We start from the raw sequence: 19,940 nt of genomic DNA, 5'->3' as shown, positions 1-19,940 counted from the left end.
TTCAGGAGAGCGCTGCAGCGCTTTCCGGGTTTTTTTCTATCTACGGAGACAAAGCTATGTTCTCGAAACTTACTCTGCGCAAGTTGTTGGCCAGTACACTGTTCACCGGCTGCGCGGCGCTCGCGCTTGGCGCCGCGGCCCCCGCTGCGGCGGAAACCATAGATCAGATCAAGGAAAAAGGCGAACTGACGATAGGCATGCTGGTGGATTTCCCGCCCTATGGCATTCTCAATACTGAGAACAAGCCTGATGGCTATGATGCCGATGTTGCTCGCCAGTTGGCCAAGGACCTGGGTGTCAAACTCAATATTGTGCCGGTCACCGGGCCCAACCGAATTCCTTTTTTGCTGACCAACAAAGTGGATATGCTGGTCGCCTCGCTGGCCATTACGCCCGAGCGAGCCAAGCAGGTACAGTTTTCCCATCCGTATTCCGCCGCGCAGATCGTTGTTTTCGGCGCCAAGGACGACAAAATTTCCAAGCCTGAAGATCTCTCGGGTTTGCGCATAGGTGTGGCGCGTGCCAGCACGCAGGACATCGCGGTCACCAAGATAGCGCCCAAGGACGCCAATATCCGTCGTTTCGATGACGATGCGTCCGCCATGCAGGCCTTGCTGTCCGGCCAGGTTGATGCCATCGGCTGCTCAACCACCGTCGCAGGCCAGATCAACGAGCGGGCGCCCAACCGCTATCAGCCTAAGTTCGTGTTGCTGCAGCAAGAAATGGCAGTCGCAATTCGCCCGGGCGAAGCCAATACGCTCAAGGCGATCAACGAGCTTATCGACAAGAACATCGAAAACGGCGAGTTCAACAAGCTCTATGAAAAATGGCTGGGCACGCCGTTGCCTGAGCTCGGCAAATCCTGATCTACGGGGCTGACCTGCATGACCGACACTCCTATTGCCACTGAAAGCACGGGACAGGCCAGGCCTGCCACCGACGGTACCATCATCGACATCAAGGGTCTGAACAAATGGTATGGTCAGTTCCATGTGCTGACTGATATCGACCTGAGCGTTTCTGCCGGAGAGCGCATTGTGATTTGCGGGCCTTCGGGCTCCGGCAAGTCGACCTTGATACGCTGCATCAATGGGCTGGAAACCATACAGCAGGGCAGTATCGTGGTCGAAGGCATTGATCTCTCAGCGAGTTCGCGCAATATCGATGCGGTGCGCCAGGAAGTTGGAATGGTCTTCCAGCAGTTCAACCTGTTCCCGCATATGACGGTATTGCGCAACTGTATGCTGGCGCCCATGCGGTCGCGCGGGATAGGCAAGGCTGAAGCGGAGGCATTGGCCATGAAGTACCTGAACCGGGTGCGCATCGGCGACCAGGCGCTCAAGTACCCAAGCCAGTTGTCTGGCGGGCAGCAACAGCGCGTGGCGATTGCCCGCGCGCTATGCATGACGCCCAAGATTATGCTGTTCGATGAGCCCACTTCCGCGTTGGATCCCGAAATGGTCAAGGAAGTGCTCGACACCATGATCGGTTTGGCCGAAGACGGCATGACGATGCTGTGTGTCACCCATGAAATGGGTTTTGCGCGCAGCGTGGCGGATCGCGTCATTTTCATGTCCGACGGGCAGATCATCGAGCAAGCGCCACCTGCGGAATTCTTCAGCAACCCCAGGCAGGACAAGACGCGAAGTTTCCTGGGTCAGATCCTGAATCATTGATGGTTGCCGGAGGGTGTAGTGAGTAAAGCACTGGATGTGGTGACATTTGGCGAGGCGATGCTGCTGCTGGTCGCTGATCGGCCCGGGCCCATCGAAGACGCGCAGATGTTCTACAAGCGTACGGCGGGGGCGGAAACCAATGTGGCCATTGGGTTGTCCCGGCTGGGCTTGAAGGTAGGCTGGGCCAGCAGGCTGGGCGACGACACGATGGGCCGCTCGTTGCTGGCGACCATGCGCGCCGAAGGCATAGACTGCTCCCATGTGGTGAGCGACCCCGCACAGCGTACCGGCTTTCAATTCAAGGGCCGTGTTACTGATGGCAGCGACCCACCTGTGGAATACCACCGCAAAGGCTCAGCCGCCAGTCTGATGCAGGTAGACGATATCGATGAGCCCTGGTTGTGCGCGGCCCGCCATTTGCACGCGACAGGTGTTTTTCCCGCCGTGTCGGCCAATTGCTACGAGGTTTCACGGCGCACGATGGCCTTGATGCGAGCGGCCGGCAAGACCATTTCTTTCGATCCCAACTTGAGGCCCACACTCTGGGCCTCCACGGCGCACATGCGCGAGCGCATCAATGTGCTGGCGGCAATGGCAGATTGGATATTTCCAGGCCTTGAAGAAGGGCGGCTGCTCACAGGGCGCGATAGCCCCGAAGACATTGCCGCGTTTTTTCGCGACCAGGGGGCAACGCTGGTGGTGATCAAGCTGGGCGCCGATGGTGCGTATTACGATAATGGCGTGGAGCAAGGCTATGTGGCCAGCGTGCCCGTGGACAAGGTGATCGATACCGTGGGGGCCGGAGACGGTTTTGCGGCTGGGGTGATCAGTGCCGTACTCGAAGGCCTGCCGCTGGTGCGCGCAGTGCAGCGCGGTGCCTGGATAGGCGCGCGTGCTGTGCAGGTGCTCGGCGATACCGAAGGCCTGCCGACCCGGCAGGAGCTTGAGCAGATGGGTGACCAATCAACGATTTAAGGTAGCGCTATGGAACGCAAGCATGTAGTGGTATATCGGGATTTACCCCCTGGTGAGCTCGAACGCCTCCAGGCAGAGCACGATGTCACCTGCGCAGATCCACGCAAACCTGCGCAAATGCAAGCTTTTCTTGACGCGCTGCCTTCCGCGCATGGGCTGATCGGATCCAGCTACAGTATCGACGATGCGCTGCTGGACAGGGCGCCCAGCCTGGAAGTGATTTCCAGCATTTCGGTCGGCATAGATCAGTTTCCGCTCGCGTCGCTGGGCCGCCGTCATATCATGCTGTGCCATACTCCAGGCGTGCTGACGGAATCTGTTGCGGATTTTCTTTTTGCCCTGGTACTGGGTAGCAGTCGCCGTCTTGTCGAATTGGGCCGCTACGTCCAGCAAGGGCGCTGGAAAAAAAACCTGGGCAACGACATGTTCGGCTGGGATGTTTATGGCAAAACGCTGGGCATACTGGGTTATGGCCGGATTGGGCAAGCCCTTGCACGCCGCGCCGCGCTCGGATTCAACATGCCGGTTCTATACCATACCCGTCGCCCAGTGGACAGTGGCTTGCCTCAAGGCCGGGCGCGTGCCGCAACATTGCAGGAAGTACTGCGGCAGTCGGATTTCGTTGTGATTGTCATGCCGCTTACGCCTGAAACGCGGGGAATGATCGGGCCCGATGAATTTGCTCAGATGAAGCCGCAAGCCATTCTGATCAACGGTGCCCGCGGGCCCATTGTGCAAGAGCAGGCATTGCTGGATGCGCTGGATCGAAACCAGATACGTGGCGCTGGGCTGGACGTGTTCGATGTGGAGCCCCTGCCGCAGGATTCGCCGTTGCGGGATCATCCCAGGGTAACGGCCACGCCGCACGCGGGTTCTGCCACACATGAAACCCGTGCGGCCATGGCCCGCATGGCGGTAGACAATATATTGCTTGCGCTGCGCGGCAAGCCACCCCTGGCGGCCTACCCGCTGCCGACCTGAATCTTGCCTCAGGCTGCAGATGTTTTATGGCACGGCCAGCAGGGTGCAGGCTTCTCTGGCCAGGGTGGTGATGGCATCCCATTGCCTGCCTGCCACGGCGGCATCCGGCGTAAGCCACGAACCCCCCACGCATTGCACATTTGGCAATGCCATATATTGAGCCGCATTCGCTGCATTGATGCCACCTGTGGGGCAAAAGACGATATCGGGCAGCGGGCCATACAGCGCCTTGAGCAGCGCCTGGCCGCCGACCGCTTCGGCCGGAAACAACTTTTGCACGGCAAAACCCTGATCCGCGGCGAACATGGATTCGGAGGCCGTGGCGACACCCGGCAGAAAAGGAATACCCGCATGGCTTGCGAATTTGGCCAGATCGGGCGTGAGCCCCGGGCTGACGCCGAACTTTGCGCCGGCCTTCATGGCAGCCTCGAGTTGGTCGGGGGTGCGGACGGTGCCGACGCCCACCAACGCTTCCGGCACGGCAGCACTGATGGCCTGGATGGCCTGCAGCGCAACGTCGGAGCGCAAGGTGATTTCAAGGCTGCGTATGCCGCCGGTTACCAGCGCCCGAGCCAGATCCACAGCAGTGTCGATATCCTTGATGACAATCACCGGCATGACCGGGCTTTGCTGAAGTAATTTAAGTGCGTTCATGGCGATATTGTATTCCGAGGCTAGCGCGATTCAGTCAAGATATGTCAGGTTGCCGCGTTGCCCCTTGAGCAGCGGCGCGTTCAGCTGAACGGATTGTTTCAGGAAATCCCATAATGCCATCACGCGTGTGGACTGGCGGAAGTCTTCATGGCAGTACATCCAGAAACTGCGGGTAATGGCGATTTCGTCTTCAAGCACCACCTGCAGCCGGGGATCCTGCGCGGCCATGAAGCAGGGCAGGATGGCCAGCGATCTCGCCTGCAGCACTGCGTGATATTGTGCAATCACGCTGGTGCTGCGGAAGATGACGCGTGTATTGGGCACGATGTCTTCCAGATAGCGCAAGCGGTCACTGAACAGCAATTCTTCAACATAACCAATGAAGGCGTGATGGACCAGGTCGTCCTTGGATTCGATGTGAGCCGCCTGCGCCAGATAATCTCGGTGCGCATACAGTTTGAGCGAATAATCCATGAGCTTGGTGCACAGATACGGCCCCCGCTGGGGGCGTTCCAGCGAAATCGCGATGTCGGCCTCGCGCTTTGAAAGGCTGATGAAACGAGGCACCGGCATGATGTCAAGCGTGATGGCAGGGTAACGGTGCTGGAAATCAATCATGAGCGGGGCCAGCACGTAACTGCCGAATCCTTCGGTTGAACCTACGCGCAGGTGGCCGGACAATGTCTGTGACTGGCCGGAGATTGCCTCGCGTGCGTTGATCAATGTGCCTTCGATCTGTTCGGCGTGAGTAAACAGGCGGGCGCCGTCTTCTGTGAGCGTAAAGCCCGAGGCCTTGGACTTGTTGAACAGCATGGTGTCCAGCTCGCGCTCCAGCGCCTGGATACGGCGTGACACCGTGGTATGACGCACCCCAAGCCGCAAGGCGGCCGCGCTGACACGCTGTGTACGCGCCACTTCCAGAAAATACCGCAAGCCGTCCCAGTCGAGCATTGTGTCTGTTGTGCAAAATTGAGCATTGAATGTGCAAATATTTTGATGGAAATATGTTTTTTACACAACTACACTGCCTGAAGCGGAGCGTAGCACGCCGCATCGCATCAAGCACACCCCCCAAGTACATCAATAAGTACATATACATAATGGAGACGCCAATGAAGAGATTCACCTTGTCATTGCTGGCCGGCCTGTGCATGGGCCTTGGCGCGGCGGCGACCGCAGCGGACGCGCCGCCGGTCAAGATAGGCATTCTTACCGACATGTCAGGCACCTATGCATCAATGGGTGGGGTGGGCTCGGTCGCGGCGGCCAAGCTTGCCATCGAGGATTGCCTCAAAGCAGATTGCAAAGGCATGACGATAGATTTGGTGTCTGCGGACAACCAGAACAAGGCGGACGTCGGCGCGGCAAAAGCGCGTGAGTGGTTCGACCGTGACGGCGTTACCGCGATTGCCGATCTGACCAACTCTGCCGTCGCCCTGGCCGTGCAGGGCATTGCCAAGGAAAAGGACAAAGTCGTCATGTTCTCCGGCCCCGCCACAACGGGGCTGACCAATGACAACTGCTCGCCAGTCGGGTTTCACTGGATGTTCGACGTCTATTCCCAGTCGGTTGGGGGTGTGAAAGCCATGGTGGACAAGGGTGGCAAGTCCTGGTTCTTCATTACGGTTGACTACGCCTTTGGCCATTCCCTGGAAAAAGGTGCCGCGAATATGGTCAAGGAGCTGGGCGGCAACGTTGTAGGCGCGGTCCGGCATCCCCTGAACGTACCTGATTTCGCTTCCTACTTATTGCAGGCTCAGAGTTCTGGCGCTCAGGTTGTCGCCCTGGCCAACGGCGGCGCCGACGTGGTCAACGCCATCAAGCAGGCACGTGAGTTTGGCATTGTAGAAGGCGGACAGCGGCTCGCTTCGCTCTTGATTTTTCTTTCGGATTTGCGCGCTCTAGGATTGGATAATGCCCAGGGCTTGACCTACGTGGATGGTTTTTACTGGGACTTTGACGACCAGACCCGTGCGTGGTCCGATCGCTTTGCCCAGGCCTTTGACGGACTTAAACCGACCATGACTCAGGCCGGCGTTTATTCCAGTGTGCTGCATTATCTGAAGGCGGTGGCTGCGAGCGGATCGGTAGAAGGGCACGCCGTGGCAGAGAAAATGCGCGGGATTCCCATCGAGGATCCGATTATGCGCAATGCGTCGATCCGGCCCGATGGGCGCGTGATTCACGATATGTATTTGTATGAGGTTAAGAAGCCCGGCGAGTCCACGGGGGAATGGGATCTGTCTAAGCTGGTGGCAACCATTCCGGCCGCCGATGCGTTCCAGCCTCTGTCGGAGTCCACTTGCCCGCTGGTCAAGAAAAGCTGAGCCAGATTTAACGAAGGACATCTGTTCCATACCTATTTATTCAGGAGACATTCATGAGTGCAGTACCTCGAATCCCACTATTGATTGGTGGTGAGCTGGTTCAGTCAAAGTCCACGGAGTGGAGGGATGTGCTCAATCCTGCCACTCAAGAAGTGGTGGCCCAGGTACCCTTTGCGACCAAGGAAGAACTGGACATGGCGGTGGCCAATTCCAAGGAAGCTTTCAAGACGTGGCGCAATACCAGCCAGGCCAATCGCACGCGCGTCATGCTCAATCTTCAGAAGCTGGTGCGCGACAACACTGCCGCCATCGCCAAATCCATCTCGCTGGAGCATGGCAAGACGCTGCCCGATGCCGAAGGCGAGGTGGGGCGCGGCCTGGAAGTCATTGAACATGCTTGCGCCATGGCATCGCTGCAGTTGGGCGAATATGCCGAAAATGCGGCCACAGGCATTGACGTGTACACGCTGATCCAGCCTCTGGGTGTATGCGCAGGCATTACCGCTTTTAACTTTCCCATCATGCTGCCGTGCTTTATGTTCCCCATGGCCATCACGGCAGGCAATACCTTCATACTTAAACCGTCCGAGCAGGATCCGAGCTCGTCGCTGATGCTGGCACAGTTGGCACTGGAGGCTGGCCTGCCTCCCGGTGTGCTGAATGTTGTACATGGCGGCCCGGAAATTGCCAACGGCATTTGCGATCATCCCGACATCAAGGCAGTATCGTTTATTGGCTCCACCCATGTGGGAACAGAGATTTACCGTCGTTCCTCCAAGGCCGGCAAGCGCTGCCAGGCAATGATGGGCGCAAAGAACCATTGCGTCATTCTGCCGGACGCTGATCGCGAAGTCGCGCTCAATCAATTGGTGGGGGCTGCATTTGGCGCTGCAGGACAGCGCTGCATGGCGACGTCGGTTGCCGTAATGGTGGGCGAGGCGCGCGACTGGCTGCCTGATTTCATCGAGCGCGCCAAGAAGCTGAAAGTCAGCATCGGTTCGGATCGCGATGCGGATCTTGGCCCGCTGGTTTCGCCTGCCGCGCTCGAGCGGGTAGAGGACCTGATCCAAAAAGGCGTGGATGAAGGGGCGGAACTGCTGCTGGACGGCCGCAAGCTGACCGTTAAAGGGTACGAAAAAGGCAACTTTGTCGGGCCCACAGTCTTTAGTGGCGTGAAGGCGGATATGACGATCTACCGTGAAGAGGTTTTTGGGCCTGTGCTCGCGGTAGTTTGCGTGGATACGCTTGAAGAGGCTGTGGAGTTCATCAACCAGAATCCCAATGGGAACGGCGTTGCCGTGTTTACTCAGGACGGCGGCGCTGCGCGCTACTTCCAGCACAACATCGACGTGGGCCAGATCGGCATCAATATTCCGATTCCTGTCCCGGTGGCCTGGTTCAGCTTCACGGGATCCCGCGCGTCCAAACTGGGCGATCTTGGCCCGAATGGCAAGCAGGCGGTGTATTTCTGGACACAAACCAAAACAGTTACAGCGCGCTGGTCGGCCCATGCCGCGGGCGTCAATACCACGATCTCGATGAAGTAAGCGCCCGTTTGGCTTCCCTGTGCCGCGAAACACGGGGAGCCTGCCTGGTTCCGCAAGACCCCTGGTACCGCCAGGCGCGGCAGGGGGTAAAGTCTGTGCCTATGAGCGTGGCGTAAACTAATTACTAAAAACAATATAAACCATCTTCTTTATTACATATAATGGCCCTTTTCAGGGCCGTTTTTCTAATGAAAATGGTTCGCCAATCAGGCCTCGTTTATGAATCTACAGCAATTCCGTTTTGTCCGCGAAACCATACGGCGCAACTTCAATCTTACAGAGGCCGCACGGGCGCTGTTCACTTCGCAGCCGGGTGTCTCCAAAGCCATCATCGAGTTCGAGGACGAACTGGGCATCAAGATCTTCGAGCGCCACGGCAAGCGGATCAAGGGGCTGACCAAGCCGGGGCAGTCGGTGGCGCAAGTCATCGATCGCATCATGCGCGAAGTGGATAATCTCAAGAAAGTCAGCGACGAATTTGCCCGGCGCGACGAGGGTGGCCTGGTGATTGCCTGCACGCACGCACAGGCTCGCTATATTCTGCCAAAAGTCATCCCAGCCTTTCGCAAGCGTTTTCCCAAGGTCAGGCTGTCGCTGGCCGAGGGCAATCCGCCGCATCTGGCCCGGCTGGTGCTGCACGAGCACGCCGATGTGGCCATTGCCACCGAAACCCTCGCTGGAACGCCAGGGCTGGCCGCCTTGCCCGTTTATTCGTGGGAGCACGTAGTGGTGGTGCGCCCTGATCATCCCCTGGCCGAGCTTACGTCCAAGCAGGCTCGCAGCCTTTCGCTCGAACAACTGGCGGAGTATGCCATTGTTACCTATGATCACGCCTTTTCCGGCCGTCGGGCGATCGATGAGCGTTTTGCCGAGCACGGCATAACACCGGACATCGTATTGGAAGCCATTGATGCAGACGTCATCAAAACCTATGTCGATGTTGGGCTGGGCATAGGCATCATCGCAGGCATGGCTTTCGACCCGCGCCGCGACAAGGGCCTTGTAGGCCTGCCTGTCGGGCATTTGTTCGGCACCCATGTCACGCGTGTCGCCGTCAAGTCTGGTGTCTTTCTGCGTGATTACGTTTATGTACTGCTCGAAATGCTGGCGCCGGAGCTAACCCGCGAAGTTGTCCAGGAAGCCATCGACGCCACGCAGCAAACCGGGCAGCAAAACGCCTTGCCAGAAAAATAAACTTTTACACGGTCAGCCCGTTGACAATAAAAATAAGAATGATTATCGTTACGGAACCTTCTTGTTCCGGAGCATCTTCATGTCTCAACTTGTCAGCGCAGTGGTTGTCGGGGCCGACCGCCTGGGCAATATCCCCGAACTTCTGAAAGGCCACAACATCGCCATACGCCACCACATCAGTGGTCGCGATCCCGCCCACCAGAAAAAAACCTTGCAGCTTCCCTCTGGTACCGAGCTGCTCATCCTCCTCACCGATTTTCTCGGTCACAACGTCATGAAAACCTTTCGTGCCGCTGCCCAGCGCGCCGGCATACGTGTGCTGGCCTGCAGGCGCTCGGTTTGCGCCATGAAGCAGGCACTGAATCAGTGCGGCTACTGTGAAGCATGTCCAGCCACCAGCAAATCCGAACAGCCTGTCAATTTTGTCCAGCAAGCAGGGCGTCAGTCCGGCGCAAAAGCAAGGCTTCATTAATCTGCTGCCATGTCTGTACCTCGCCGCTGAGCCCGGCCTGTTCAAAGCAAAACACCCCAAAGCCCTATGGCGCTTGGGGTGTTTATTTTTACCGATGTAGCTTCCAGGCAGGCGTTGGCCTGTCATTCATCGAATCTAGTTCGTGGCAGTCAATTGCGATTTGCCGTGGGTATTCGTATTGGCTGCCAGGCGGCGTGCGCCGTTGTAGCGCTTTTTCCAGTAAGACACATCCATATTTTCGATTCGTACCACAGAGCCTGTGCGCGGTGCATGTACGAATTTCTTGTCGCCCAGATAAATGCCTACATGTGAAAAGCGCCGGCCACGGGTGTTGAAGAACACCAGGTCTCCTCGCTTGAGCTCATTGCGCTTGACTGCAACCCCCTGATGCGCCAACGCCGACGATTGGCGGGGCAGTTTCAGGCCGAGGGATTTTTCGGCAGCATAGATAACCAGGCCGCTGCAGTCGAAACCCGTGTTGGGGGTTTCGCCACCGAACCGGTACTTAGTGCCCAGCACGCTAAGCGCGGTAGCCACCATCGTTTTTTTGTTGTTGTTCTTGGGTTGGGAAATCGGGTATTCGGACTCGCGGGATGACAGGTATGCGCCAAGTGGATCCGACTGTGTGTGTGCGAGGTAGTTGTTGCGCTGAACGCGGTTGGGAGAGTAGGAGGACTCTGCGTACTGCTCATTTTGAGTCGTTGCGCACCCTGCCAGAGCAAGAGAGGACACCAGCAGGAGGGCTTTTGCGCCACGAGACAGAAATTTAAAATTAATGTACGGGGATAGGCGGCTTAGTCGATGTGGCGGCATGGGCTTTTTTGTTGAGCTTGCGTAAAACCGCCCAGCGAGATAAACGAATTTGCAGAGTTTTGGCAGCAAAAGCTAGCAATGCTACTGCAAAATCACGCTAAATAGGCATGGCTTTACGCAAATTGAACTTTGGAATCCCGCAAGTTTAACGAAAGGCTTCGCCAAGGTAAAGGATTTTGGGCAGGATTTACGCTTTACTAGGGGGAAACGTCGGGCTAGTCTATAGGCCCGATCGTGGGTATCCCTGCCGTAGCGGGGGAGCACAACTGTTACATTTCACAGGATCTAGCATGAAAACCAAACCAGTTTTGAGCATTACCGATGTAAAAGCCATTCTCTCGGCTGCAGAAGCGCACGCCACCGCCAATAAATGGGCCGTGTCAATTTCCGTTGTAGATGATGGTGGGCATCTCCTGGGCATGGTGCGTCTGGATGGCGCTGCGCCGATCTCCGCGCAGATTTCGCCCGCCAAGGCTCGCACGGCCGCGCTCGGCCGCCGCGAATCAAAGGGGTACGAGGATACAATCAACCAGGGCCGTACAGCGTTTCTTTCGGCCCCCGGCATGCAAGGGATGCTCGAGGGCGGGGTGCCCATCATTGTGCAAGAACAAGTCATTGGCGCGGTCGGCGTGTCGGGCGTTAAGTCTTCCGATGATGTTGCCATTGCGCAGGCCGGTATTGCAGCACTTCAAGCCTGAGCCCGGCCTACATGCCAAGCAGCCAACGCAGTCCCAAACAAAGCATGAACTCCTGTTCTTCGCGCGGTATAAGCGCCGAAAACCACTCATCTGGTCCATATCCTGATGATTCCGTGGCCGGGTGCCCGAGTGGCGCCGAGGAACCGCCATCCGACCCGCGTGATGGGCTGTTCAGGCAGGCGCTGAACCCCGGGGTCACCCGGCGGGAGGTCTGGAGCTGGGCAATGTATGACTTTGCCAATTCCGGGTATACCACCGTGGTGCTCACCACGGTGTTCAGTGCCTATTTTGTGGGTGTGGTGGCAGAAGGCAAAGCCTGGGGCACGCTGGCGTTTACCGCGTCGCTGTCGCTTTCTTATCTGTTGGTCATGGTGACGATGCCCGCGCTGGGTGCGCGTGCCGATGCGCGCGCCGGCAAGCGCCGTCTCCTGTTTACCAGTACCGTCGGCTGTGTTGTGATGACCGCGCTGCTGTCCTTCACCGGACCCGGCGATATAGTCTGGGGCCTGCTGATCATCGCGCTGTCCAATTATTGCTATTGCGTCGGCGAATCCATTGTTGCGGCGTTCCTGCCTGAAATTGCCCGTCCTCAGGCGCTGGGGCGGGTGTCCGGATGGGGCTGGAGCTTTGGCTATTTTGGCGGGATGCTCGCTCTGGGTTTGTCACTGGTGCTCGTGTTCAAGGCCGATGCCATCGGACAGCCAGCAAGCGAGTATGTGCCGCAAGTGTTGTTGCTGACCGCGGCGATTTTTGCCATTGCCGCCATCCCCGCCTTTCTTTATTTGCGCGAGCGTACGCCACCGAGTAATAAGCCGCCAGAAAGCCTGTTCTCCAGGCTGGCGAACGCTTGGCGGGACACGCGGGACAACTTTCCTGATTTCCGCCTGCTGCTTTTCTGTGGCGCCTGTTATCAGGCCGGAATTTCGGTGGTCATTACCTTGTCGTCGGTGTATGCCACGCAGGCCATGGGCTTTTCCATGGCGCAGACCATGCTGCTGGTCTTTACGGTCAATATCGCCGCTGCGGCGGGCGCTTTTCTGTTTGGTTACGCCCAGGACAAAATTGGCCACAAGCCAGCCCTCACCATCACCCTGGTAGGCTGGATCATCATGATCCTGCTGGCCTTTGTCGCGGTGCAGGCCTGGCTGTTCTGGGTCGCCGCAACCGTTGCGGGACTCTGTATGGGCACCAGCCAGAGCGCCGGACGGGCCATGGTGGGCGCTTTGGCGCCCCGACAGCGGCTGGCTGAGTTCTACGCCTTATGGACATTCGCGATACAGTTGGCGGCGGTTGTCGGGCCTTTGTGCTACGGCGTGGTAACGCTGATCAGCGGCGGCAATCACCGCGCGGCGCTGCTTTTTACCGGACTGTTTTTCGTCGCCGGTCTGTTTATGCTCGCGCGCATGAATTTTGAGCGAGGCGTAAAGGTACGCGATATTATGTCTTGTTAACTGCCGTGCTTCGCCTCAGCCATCCCTAAAAACTTGCCGCATTGCCGGCCGGTTTGTCAGCGTGAAGTAAGCCTTGTGGGCTACGGTGGATCGATAATTCGAACAGAATCAGTAAAGGAGCCTAGTATCATGTCGACCGAAATCGAATCCGTCCTCATTGAAAACCGTGTTTTTCCGCCGTTCCCCAACTTGGTGGAAGGGGCGGCAATCTCGGGTATGGACAATTATCAGGCAATGTGCGACGAGGCGCGCCGTAATCCGGACGCGTTTTGGGAACGACTGGCACGCGAAAATCTGGTGTGGGACAAAGCATTTACACAAGTGCTGGATACCAGCGAAGCGCCGTTTTATCGGTGGTTTGGCGACGGTGAAATGAACGTCTCGGCCAATTGCCTGGACAAACATCTGAACACACCTGTTGCAGACAAGACCGCTATTATTTTTGAATCGGACGATGGCAAGGTTACGAGCGTTACTTACAAGGAACTGCACGCTCGCGTGTGTCAGTTTGCCAATGGCCTGAAGGCCCTGGGCTATAGCGCTGGTGAACGTGCCATTATCTATCTGCCCATGTCGATCGAGGCGGTCGTTGCCATGCAGGCTTGCGCGCGACTCGGCATTATCCACTCAGTCGTGTTTGGCGGATTTTCCTCCAAGAGTTTGCACGAGCGTACTGTCGACGTCGGTGCTTCGCTGGTCATCACTGCGGATGCGCAAATGCGCGGTGGCAAAAGCATTCCGCTCAAGGCCGCCGTCGACGATGCGCTGGCGATGGGCGGCTGCGGCGCGGTACGCAATGTCATCGTGTATCAGCGTGTGGGCGGTCAACTGGACTGGAACAACGGGCGTGATCTCTGGATGCATGATGTATCGGCTGGCCAGCCGGATACCTGCCCGGCTGCTTCGTTGAATGCGGAACATCCCCTCTTCATTCTGTATACCTCTGGTTCCACGGGCAAGCCCAAGGGCGTACAGCATGCCTGCGGCGGTTTTCTGCTGTGGTCGCTGCTAACCACCAAATGGACGTTCGATGCCAAGGACGACGACGTATTCTGGTGTACCGCGGATGTGGGCTGGGTCACGGGCCATACCTATGTTGCCTACGGCCCGCTGGCGGCGGGGCTGACGCAGATTGTCTTCGAGGGCGTGCCCACCTACCCCGATGTCGGACGGTTCTGGGAGATGATTCAGCGCCACAAGGTTTCTATCTTCTACACCGCGCCTACCGCGATCCGCTCCCTGACCAAGGCGGCAGAATCCACGCCTAAGTATCATCCGCGCGAGTACGATCTGAGCAGCCTGCGTATCATCGGATCGGTGGGCGAGCCCATCAATCCTGAAGCCTGGATGTGGTATTACAAGAATGTCGGAGGGGAGCGCTGTCCGGTGCTCGATACATGGTGGCAGACGGAAACAGGCGCGCACATGATTACGCCGTTGCCAGGTGTTACGCCGCTCAAGCCTGGCTCGTGCACATTGCCCTTGCCTGGCATAGAGGCCGCAATTGTGGATGAGGCTGGCGAGGATGTTGAGCGAGGCAAGGGCGGTTTTCTGGTGATGAAGCGGCCTTGGCCAGGCATGATTCGTACGATTTGGGGTGATCCTGAACGTTTCAAGCAAAGTTATTTCCCGCCGGAGCTCAAGGGCTACTACCTGGCAGGCGACGGTGCGCAGCGTGACAGCGATGGTTATTTCTGGATCATGGGCCGGATTGACGACGTGCTCAATGTGTCTGGACACCGTTTGGGCACGATGGAGGTCGAGTCCGCGCTCGTGGCGCACGAACTGGTCGCCGAGGCTGCTGTCGTGGGCCGGCCAGACGATACCACGGGGGAGGCCGTGGTCGCTTTCGTGGTGCTGAATCGAACCTTGCCAGAAGGAGATGAGGCGGATCAGATTGCGGCGCAATTGCGTAGCTGGGTGGCCAAGGAAATCGGGCCTATCGCCAAGCCGCGGGATATCCGTTTTGGCGAGAATCTACCCAAGACGCGTTCTGGCAAGATTATGCGGCGCCTGCTGCGCGTTGTGGCCAAAGGCGAGCGCATTACCCAGGATGTATCTACGTTGGAGAACCCTGCGATCCTGGATCAGCTGTCTCAGGCGCGCTAGGCACTTACGGCGTCGCTTGTCGAAACGCTCAGGCGAGGTATATACCAAGAGGAGTATAGTTCTTTCCTTGGCCTCGTCGGCCAGGCAGCAGGGTTCAGCCTGCTGCCTGGCTTTTATGTTTTATGGAGCAGGGATTGAAAGCTGGCGAGATAGATCGTGGCGCAATGTTGTTGATGATGCTCACCGTCGTGCTGTGGGCGTTCAGCTGGATCGAGATGAAGCGACTGTCCACCCTGATTGGCGCGTTCGATCTGGTCATGGTTCGGTACATGATCGCGTTTGTTGTATTGCTGGGGCTCATGTTGGTCTCGGGCCGAAAGCCCAAGCTGCCCCCCCTTTGGCTCACGCTCGGCGTTGCCGTATTTCAGACAACAGCGTTTCAGTGTCTTTGCCAGCTTGCGCTCATCTCGGGTGGCGCGGGGCATGTTGTGATGCTGGCCTACACCATGCCTTTCTGGGTGGTCGTGTTTGCCTGGCTATTGTTGGGTGATCGCCCGACACGCCTGCATGTGGTGGGCTTCTTGTTCGCGGGTCTCGGGCTGGTTGGCATCATTGCGCCCTGGAAGGGCCTGGGTTCGATGTCCGGATCGCTGCTGGCATTGACGGGCGGCATATCCTGGGGATTGGGTGCCGTGCTGGCCAAGATGATGTTCAAACGCCATTCGCCTGATGTTCTTAATGTCGCTGTCTGGCAAATGCTGCTGGGCGCGATCCTGACCTGGCCGTTTACCCTGATTTTTCCGCAGACTCCGATTGTGTGGGGCGCTGAGCTGTATTGGGGTTTGGCCTATATGGGTATTTTGGCCTCGGCCGTGGGCTGGTGGTTGTGGCTATCCGTGGTGCAGCGCGTGAGCGCAACGGTTGCGGGTATGTCCAGCCTGGGCGTGCCTGTACTGGCTGTGGTGTTCGCCTGGCTGATTCTGGGCGAGCGCGCCACAAACTGGGAGTTGGCCGGTATCGTTATGATTATGGCTGGCTTGGTGATCGTCACCTTGGCTGGCGCGCATAAAGCTTCTGGTGCGCGGTCTTAAATCCCGGTGCGCGGATGTTATGTTTTTGTAGCTCAACAATCGACTCTCAAATGCAGTGAGCGTCAGCACATTCACCCGGTGGGCCTGAGCGAGGATGCTTCCGCGACCTGATGATGCATGAAAGCATCCTCGCCCTTGGCTGATCGCGAGGATGACACCCCGTCATGCTGTTCCCGCAGAAATGAATAAGGCCTATAGATCAATGATCCATAGGCCCTGGTTCTATTCTGTTCTGGTGCCGACGACGAGACTCGAACTCGTACAGCTTTCGCCACTACCCCCTCAAGATAGCGTGTCTACCAATTCCACCACGTCGGCATGAAAGACCGCAATTCTAGCATGAAAATTGAGGTGCTTGCCAGTACCGACGGCTACTGGGCAGGGGTCGGTTTTTCTGCGGGTTCAGTCGTTGATTGCGCGGGCTCGGTGGGTTGTTCCGACGGCGCGGTGTCGGCGGATGGGTTGGCCGAGTCGGATGCTGGCGGTGTGGTGTGCTCGGCAGCTGGCGCAGCTTGATCCGATGCGGACGGCACCGCATTGGTGTCCGGTTGAGCAGGCGCTGGCGCGGAGGGAACTGCTGTGCCTTGCGTTGAACCCGGAGCAACAGGGACCGCGGCGCCCGTACCGGGAACTGCCGGCGTTTCGTAGCCTTGCATCACGCCTTCTACAGCCTTGTCCCGGGAGGCAGGGTGATGCGATACCCATGCCAGACCGCCCGTGGATGCGAAAAATATAATGGCAGCCCACTTTGTGGTGCGCGACAGGAAGTTGGCGGCGCCAGTGGCTCCGAATACGCTGCCCGCTGAGCCGCCTCCGAACGAGGAGCCCATATCCGCGCCCTTGCCCTGTTGCAGCAGGACCAGCGCGATGATGCTCAGTGACGATATGACCTGTATCGCCAGAAGTGCAGATGACAACCAATGCATGTAGAAACTCCGAGGCCTAGGCGGCCGCTATACGTAAAAAGTCTTGAGCCTTGAGCGAGGCGCCGCCCACCAGGGCGCCGTCGATATCTGGCATGGCGAACAGGTTTGCAGCGTTGTCTGGCTTGACACTGCCGCCGTAAAGAATGCGAACCTGCGATGCGCCGATGCTTTCCAGCCGCTTGCGGACAAACGCATGTACCTCTTGCGCCTGTTCCGGTGTAGCGCTCAAGCCCGTACCAATGGCCCACACCGGTTCGTAGGCAAAAACCATGCGATTGACCTGCTGAGCGCCCAGTGCGATCAACGGCGCCAGTTGGCGGGCGATGACGTCAGACGTGTGGCCTGATTCTTGTTCGGACTGGGTTTCACCCACGCACACGACGGGCGTGAGGCCAGCGCTCAGCGCGGCGACGGCCTTGTCGGCAACCAGCTTGTCGGTTTCGCCGTGCATGGCGCGGCGCTCCGAGTGGCCGACCAGCGACCAGGTGCAGGCAAAATCCGCCAGCATGGATGCAGAGACTTCGCCGGTGTAAGCGCCTTGCGCGTGGGGGCTGACATCCTGCGCACCCCAGGTGATGCCGCTTCCCTGCAGCGAGGCGCTGGCTTGGCCTATATAGGGAAAAGGAGCACAAATGGCAATATCGCACGCGCCGACGGAGGCGGCGCCCGCACGCAGTTCTTCGAGCAATGTTGCGTTAGAAGCCTGGTTTCCGTGCATCTTCCAGTTGCCTATGACCAGGCGTTTACGTCTTTGTAAGGTGTCCATCTGGGCCAGAATCAAATATTGGGTTAACCCGGCATTGTAGCGTGTTAGGGCCTGCTACGTATAGATGAGCCAGACGCGGCTCCGACAAAAAACCGTTTTTGTCCGGGCAGCCAGCCGGTCGGTCAATTGTCTGGCTGCCTGAACGTGCGCCTTGCTCTACGCTGTCAGAACAATTTTGCCGACCTGCTCTCCCGCGTCCATCATGGCATGCGCGTCTGCCGCCTGGCTTAGGGGGAAGGTCGCATGGATGATGGGACGAATCCTGCCTGCCTCCAGCAGCGGCCACACACGCGCCTGCAGCGCGCGGGCGATCTGTTGTTTGAACTGGACGGGGCGAGGCCGCAAGGTGGAACCGGTTACTGTGAGACGGCGACGCATGAGCTGGCTGCAATCGATGGTGGCCTTGGCGCCTCCAAGCAGGGCGATGATCACAATGCGCCCGTCATCCGCCAGGCAAGACAGGTCGCGATTGATGTACTCGCCTGCGACCATATCCAGAATGACATCGACGCCCCGTCCGTCTGTTGCCTTCTTGATTTCCTCGACAAAATCCTGGCTGCGGTAGTTAATCCCCTGGACGGCGCCCAGCCCTTCCACAGCCTTTGCACGCTCATCACTGCCTGCCGTGGCGTAGACCTTGTGTCCGAGCGCGGTTGCCAGTTGAATTGCCGTGGTGCCGATGCCGCTCGCACCGCCGTGAACCAGAAGCGTCTCGCCTTCAGTCAGTTGGCCGCGGTCAAAGACATTGCTCCACACGGTGAAGTAGGTTTCCGGCAAGGCTGCCGCTTCGACATCGCTCAGTCCCGCAGGAACAGGCAGACATTGCGCGGCAGGAGCCGTGCAGTATTCGGCATAGCCGCCACCTGCCAGCAGTGCGCACACCTTGTCGCCCACGGCCAGGCCCGTATCGCCTGTATCTCCGCCGACGATCTCACCTGCGACCTCCAGGCCAGGCAGATCCGACGCGCCGGGTGGGGGAGGGTAAGCGCCTTTGCGCTGAAATACGTCCGGACGGTTAATGCCGGCCGCCGATACTTTGATCAGGACTTCGCCCGCCTTGGGTTCAGGCATGGGGCGTTCTACGAGTTTCAATACTTCAGGACCACCTGGCGTTGAGATTTCCACTGCTTTCATGAGGCTTCCTTATGCAAAGTCAAAACGAACAGATTGATGGCTCTATTATCACCCGCCCAAAAAAAGCCAGCATGCGCTAAACTCTCGTCCTTCTACCGGATTCGCAAATCAGGATAAAATCCCGGTTTGCGATTAACAACGTTATACGTTGCTGCAATCCAAGGTAAGGAAGCGTGCCAGAGTGGTTGAATGGACTGGTCTTGAAAACCAGCGACGGGGCAACCCGTCCGTGAGTTCGAATCTCACCGCTTCCGCCACCATACCCTCGCACCCATGGCGGAATTGGTAGACGCAAGAGACTTAAAATCTCTCGATCATTGATCGTGCCGGTTCGATTCCGGCTGGGTGCACCAGTGTTTATGCGGATTTCAATACATTTGGGCTTGCAGGCTCTTGGAGAGAACGATGACTGCTTACGCTGTGGCTGTGATCCGGGAAACGCGATTCAACGATGAAGTCGTCGAATACCTGAAGCGCATTGACGACACGCTGGTCCCATATGCTGGCAAGTATATCGTTCATGGCGGCCCCTATCAGCCGCTTGAGGGTTCCTGGACGGGGGATTTGGTCGTCATTGCGTTTCCATCGATGGAAAAGGCGCAGGCCTGGTATCGCTCTGATGCGTATGCCTCCATTCGCGCTCTGCGCTGCAACAATACCGAAGGCGATCTACTGTTGGTCGAGGGCGTGGCAGATGGCCACAAGGCAATCGACATCCTCGGGTGATCTTTCCCGGCGCGCTCCATGCATCAATCCTGTCAGTAGTGCGCCGGCGCGTGTTCAGACCGGCCGTGCACCGCGTTGCGCCAGAACAGCGCCAGATCCGGCCCGCCTCAGGTATTTATAGCTATATCGCAGCATAATCAAACCCAGTCCAAATACGGGTATCGCCACAACGGAAAGCACGACGAATATCAGGCCCGCCATTCGGTTTGCATAGTGATAATGCATGCTGCCGGCGGATTGAATGCCGACCAGCTGCCCGTCCAATATAAACAGCACGGATTCGTCAGGGCTGTGCAATGCTCTGGTCAAATACTTGATCAGGCGCTTTGGAACCGTCAGGTCGAGGATAGCCTGTTGTCCAACCTCTACAACCGAATAGGTGACCGATTTTCTTTTGACATTGGTGTAGCCCAGCATGGCTACAACGCCTCGTACTATCTTCATATGACGCGCCCTGAGT

20 protein-coding genes and 3 tRNA genes are annotated in these 19,940 nt (G+C 57.9%); 15 read left to right on the top strand and 8 right to left on the bottom strand.

The genetic code is table 11. The features are described from left to right. Positions 1–56: 56 nt before the first annotated feature. The 4 genes from ERE07_RS01020 to ERE07_RS01005 are packed head-to-tail and all read left to right on the top strand — an operon-like array spanning position 57 to position 3,632. Positions 57–866 carry a transporter substrate-binding domain-containing protein gene (locus ERE07_RS01020; protein ID WP_130007022.1) on the top strand — a complete coding sequence of 270 codons (810 nt, stop codon included), beginning with the start codon at positions 57–59 and terminating at the stop codon, positions 864–866. Positions 867–884: 18 nt separating this feature from the next. Next, positions 885–1,676: an amino acid ABC transporter ATP-binding protein gene (locus tag ERE07_RS01015; protein WP_130007021.1), complete on the top strand. Its 792-nt coding sequence runs from the start codon at positions 885–887 to the stop codon at positions 1,674–1,676. A gap of 18 nt (positions 1,677–1,694) precedes the next feature. Continuing rightward, the gene (locus ERE07_RS01010) at positions 1,695–2,651 is read left to right on the top strand and encodes a sugar kinase (protein WP_130007020.1); all 957 of its coding nucleotides are present in this window, start codon (positions 1,695–1,697) and stop codon (positions 2,649–2,651) included. 9 nt (positions 2,652–2,660) lie between these two features. Then, complete coding sequence (locus ERE07_RS01005; RefSeq protein WP_130007019.1) at positions 2,661–3,632, top strand: 2-hydroxyacid dehydrogenase; 972 nt, start codon at positions 2,661–2,663, stop codon at positions 3,630–3,632. A 24-nt stretch (positions 3,633–3,656) separates the two neighbouring features. Here the strand turns inward: ERE07_RS01005 and eda are convergent, their stop codons facing one another. Together eda and ERE07_RS00995 are read right to left on the bottom strand one after the other, a co-directional pair. Next, positions 3,657–4,286: a bifunctional 4-hydroxy-2-oxoglutarate aldolase/2-dehydro-3-deoxy-phosphogluconate aldolase gene (gene eda / locus ERE07_RS01000; RefSeq protein WP_130007018.1), complete on the bottom strand. Its 630-nt coding sequence runs from the start codon at positions 4,284–4,286 to the stop codon at positions 3,657–3,659. A gap of 30 nt (positions 4,287–4,316) precedes the next feature. Then, positions 4,317–5,237 carry a LysR family transcriptional regulator gene (locus ERE07_RS00995; protein ID WP_130007017.1) on the bottom strand — a complete coding sequence of 307 codons (921 nt, stop codon included), beginning with the start codon at positions 5,235–5,237 and terminating at the stop codon, positions 4,317–4,319. A gap of 161 nt (positions 5,238–5,398) precedes the next feature. Between ERE07_RS00995 and ERE07_RS00990 the strand changes: the two genes are divergently transcribed. From ERE07_RS00990 to ERE07_RS00975, 4 genes are all read left to right on the top strand, one after another. Then, a complete protein-coding gene (locus tag ERE07_RS00990) occupies positions 5,399–6,613 on the top strand; it encodes an ABC transporter substrate-binding protein (protein WP_130007016.1) in 1,215 nt (404 codons plus the stop codon). Between the two features lie 53 nt (positions 6,614–6,666). Beyond that, entirely contained in the window at positions 6,667–8,160 is a 1,494-nt protein-coding gene (locus tag ERE07_RS00985; protein ID WP_130007015.1) for a CoA-acylating methylmalonate-semialdehyde dehydrogenase, read from the top strand. Positions 8,161–8,379: 219 nt separating this feature from the next. Then, complete coding sequence (locus ERE07_RS00980) at positions 8,380–9,354, top strand: CysB family HTH-type transcriptional regulator (protein ID WP_130007014.1); 975 nt, start codon at positions 8,380–8,382, stop codon at positions 9,352–9,354. A 79-nt stretch (positions 9,355–9,433) separates the two neighbouring features. Next, positions 9,434–9,826 (top strand): DUF2325 domain-containing protein, encoded by a 393-nt coding sequence (locus tag ERE07_RS00975; protein WP_130007013.1) that lies wholly within the window; start codon positions 9,434–9,436, stop codon positions 9,824–9,826. A 135-nt stretch (positions 9,827–9,961) separates the two neighbouring features. On the opposite strand, the gene ERE07_RS00970 is transcribed toward ERE07_RS00975, so the two are convergent. Further along, positions 9,962–10,561, bottom strand: coding sequence for a C40 family peptidase (locus tag ERE07_RS00970; protein ID WP_245153428.1), 600 nt, complete (start codon positions 10,559–10,561; stop codon positions 9,962–9,964). 368 nt (positions 10,562–10,929) lie between these two features. Here ERE07_RS00970 and ERE07_RS00965 point away from each other — a divergent pair, with 368 nt between their 5' ends. The 4 genes from ERE07_RS00965 to ERE07_RS00950 all read left to right on the top strand — a co-directional run bounded on the left by ERE07_RS00965 (position 10,930) and on the right by ERE07_RS00950 (position 15,928). Then, entirely contained in the window at positions 10,930–11,337 is a 408-nt protein-coding gene (locus tag ERE07_RS00965; protein WP_130007011.1) for a GlcG/HbpS family heme-binding protein, read from the top strand. A 44-nt stretch (positions 11,338–11,381) separates the two neighbouring features. Next, the gene (locus ERE07_RS00960; RefSeq protein WP_130007010.1) at positions 11,382–12,788 is read left to right on the top strand and encodes an MFS transporter; all 1,407 of its coding nucleotides are present in this window, start codon (positions 11,382–11,384) and stop codon (positions 12,786–12,788) included. 129 nt (positions 12,789–12,917) lie between these two features. Beyond that, positions 12,918–14,897: an acetate--CoA ligase gene (gene acs / locus ERE07_RS00955; protein ID WP_130007009.1), complete on the top strand. Its 1,980-nt coding sequence runs from the start codon at positions 12,918–12,920 to the stop codon at positions 14,895–14,897. A gap of 134 nt (positions 14,898–15,031) precedes the next feature. Further along, positions 15,032–15,928, top strand: a complete 897-nt coding sequence (locus ERE07_RS00950) for a DMT family transporter (protein WP_130007008.1) — start codon at positions 15,032–15,034, stop codon at positions 15,926–15,928. A gap of 233 nt (positions 15,929–16,161) precedes the next feature. Here the strand turns inward: ERE07_RS00950 and ERE07_RS00945 are convergent. The 4 genes from ERE07_RS00945 to ERE07_RS00930 all read right to left on the bottom strand — a co-directional run bounded on the left by ERE07_RS00945 (position 16,162) and on the right by ERE07_RS00930 (position 18,754). Further along, positions 16,162–16,246, bottom strand: a tRNA-Leu gene (locus ERE07_RS00945). 53 nt (positions 16,247–16,299) lie between these two features. Further along, entirely contained in the window at positions 16,300–16,854 is a 555-nt protein-coding gene (gene secG, locus ERE07_RS00940; RefSeq protein ID WP_130007007.1) for a preprotein translocase subunit SecG, read from the bottom strand. A 16-nt stretch (positions 16,855–16,870) separates the two neighbouring features. After that, positions 16,871–17,620 carry a triose-phosphate isomerase gene (gene tpiA / locus ERE07_RS00935; protein ID WP_130007006.1) on the bottom strand — a complete coding sequence of 250 codons (750 nt, stop codon included), beginning with the start codon at positions 17,618–17,620 and terminating at the stop codon, positions 16,871–16,873. A gap of 156 nt (positions 17,621–17,776) precedes the next feature. Beyond that, positions 17,777–18,754, bottom strand: coding sequence for an NAD(P)H-quinone oxidoreductase (locus ERE07_RS00930; RefSeq protein WP_130007005.1), 978 nt, complete (start codon positions 18,752–18,754; stop codon positions 17,777–17,779). Between the two features lie 167 nt (positions 18,755–18,921). Here ERE07_RS00930 and ERE07_RS00925 point away from each other — a divergent pair. From ERE07_RS00925 to ERE07_RS00915, 3 genes are all read left to right on the top strand, one after another. Continuing rightward, positions 18,922–19,011: transfer RNA gene (locus ERE07_RS00925), tRNA-Ser, on the top strand. Positions 19,012–19,021: 10 nt separating this feature from the next. Then, positions 19,022–19,107, top strand: a tRNA-Leu gene (locus tag ERE07_RS00920). A gap of 52 nt (positions 19,108–19,159) precedes the next feature. Beyond that, positions 19,160–19,480: a DUF1330 domain-containing protein gene (locus ERE07_RS00915; protein WP_130007004.1), complete on the top strand. Its 321-nt coding sequence runs from the start codon at positions 19,160–19,162 to the stop codon at positions 19,478–19,480. Between the two features lie 54 nt (positions 19,481–19,534). Here ERE07_RS00915 and ERE07_RS00910 read toward each other — a convergent pair whose 3' ends face one another. Beyond that, the gene (locus tag ERE07_RS00910) at positions 19,535–19,924 is read right to left on the bottom strand and encodes a hypothetical protein (protein WP_130007003.1); all 390 of its coding nucleotides are present in this window, start codon (positions 19,922–19,924) and stop codon (positions 19,535–19,537) included. Positions 19,925–19,940: the final 16 nt, after the last annotated feature.

The organism is Allopusillimonas ginsengisoli, from assembly GCF_004153455.1.
GTDB classification, from domain to species: Bacteria; Pseudomonadota; Gammaproteobacteria; order Burkholderiales; family Burkholderiaceae_B; genus Allopusillimonas; species Allopusillimonas ginsengisoli.
The sequence above is the reverse complement of the archived record's forward strand: the minus strand, read 5'-3'. Positions and strand labels throughout refer to the sequence as shown.

What these genes read in the sequence shown, in the direction of transcription:
- ERE07_RS01020 (WP_130007022.1), top strand. Translation starts at nt 57, where the DNA reads ATGTTCTCGAAACTTACTCTGCGCAAGTTGTTGGCCAGTACACTGTTC.
- ERE07_RS01015 (WP_130007021.1), top strand. Translation starts at nt 885, where the DNA reads ATGACCGACACTCCTATTGCCACTGAAAGCACGGGACAGGCCAGGCCT.
- ERE07_RS01005 (WP_130007019.1), top strand. Translation starts at nt 2,661, where the DNA reads ATGGAACGCAAGCATGTAGTGGTATATCGGGATTTACCCCCTGGTGAG.
- eda (WP_130007018.1), bottom strand. Translation starts at nt 4,286, where the DNA reads ATGAACGCACTTAAATTACTTCAGCAAAGCCCGGTCATGCCGGTGATT.
- ERE07_RS00995 (WP_130007017.1), bottom strand. Translation starts at nt 5,237, where the DNA reads ATGCTCGACTGGGACGGCTTGCGGTATTTTCTGGAAGTGGCGCGTACA.
- ERE07_RS00990 (WP_130007016.1), top strand. Translation starts at nt 5,399, where the DNA reads ATGAAGAGATTCACCTTGTCATTGCTGGCCGGCCTGTGCATGGGCCTT.
- ERE07_RS00985 (WP_130007015.1), top strand. Translation starts at nt 6,667, where the DNA reads ATGAGTGCAGTACCTCGAATCCCACTATTGATTGGTGGTGAGCTGGTT.
- ERE07_RS00980 (WP_130007014.1), top strand. Translation starts at nt 8,380, where the DNA reads ATGAATCTACAGCAATTCCGTTTTGTCCGCGAAACCATACGGCGCAAC.
- ERE07_RS00975 (WP_130007013.1), top strand. Translation starts at nt 9,434, where the DNA reads ATGTCTCAACTTGTCAGCGCAGTGGTTGTCGGGGCCGACCGCCTGGGC.
- ERE07_RS00965 (WP_130007011.1), top strand. Translation starts at nt 10,930, where the DNA reads ATGAAAACCAAACCAGTTTTGAGCATTACCGATGTAAAAGCCATTCTC.
- ERE07_RS00960 (WP_130007010.1), top strand. Translation starts at nt 11,382, where the DNA reads ATGAACTCCTGTTCTTCGCGCGGTATAAGCGCCGAAAACCACTCATCT.
- acs (WP_130007009.1), top strand. Translation starts at nt 12,918, where the DNA reads ATGTCGACCGAAATCGAATCCGTCCTCATTGAAAACCGTGTTTTTCCG.
- secG (WP_130007007.1), bottom strand. Translation starts at nt 16,854, where the DNA reads ATGCATTGGTTGTCATCTGCACTTCTGGCGATACAGGTCATATCGTCA.
- tpiA (WP_130007006.1), bottom strand. Translation starts at nt 17,620, where the DNA reads ATGGACACCTTACAAAGACGTAAACGCCTGGTCATAGGCAACTGGAAG.
- ERE07_RS00930 (WP_130007005.1), bottom strand. Translation starts at nt 18,754, where the DNA reads ATGAAAGCAGTGGAAATCTCAACGCCAGGTGGTCCTGAAGTATTGAAA.
- ERE07_RS00915 (WP_130007004.1), top strand. Translation starts at nt 19,160, where the DNA reads ATGACTGCTTACGCTGTGGCTGTGATCCGGGAAACGCGATTCAACGAT.
- ERE07_RS00910 (WP_130007003.1), bottom strand. Translation starts at nt 19,924, where the DNA reads ATGAAGATAGTACGAGGCGTTGTAGCCATGCTGGGCTACACCAATGTC.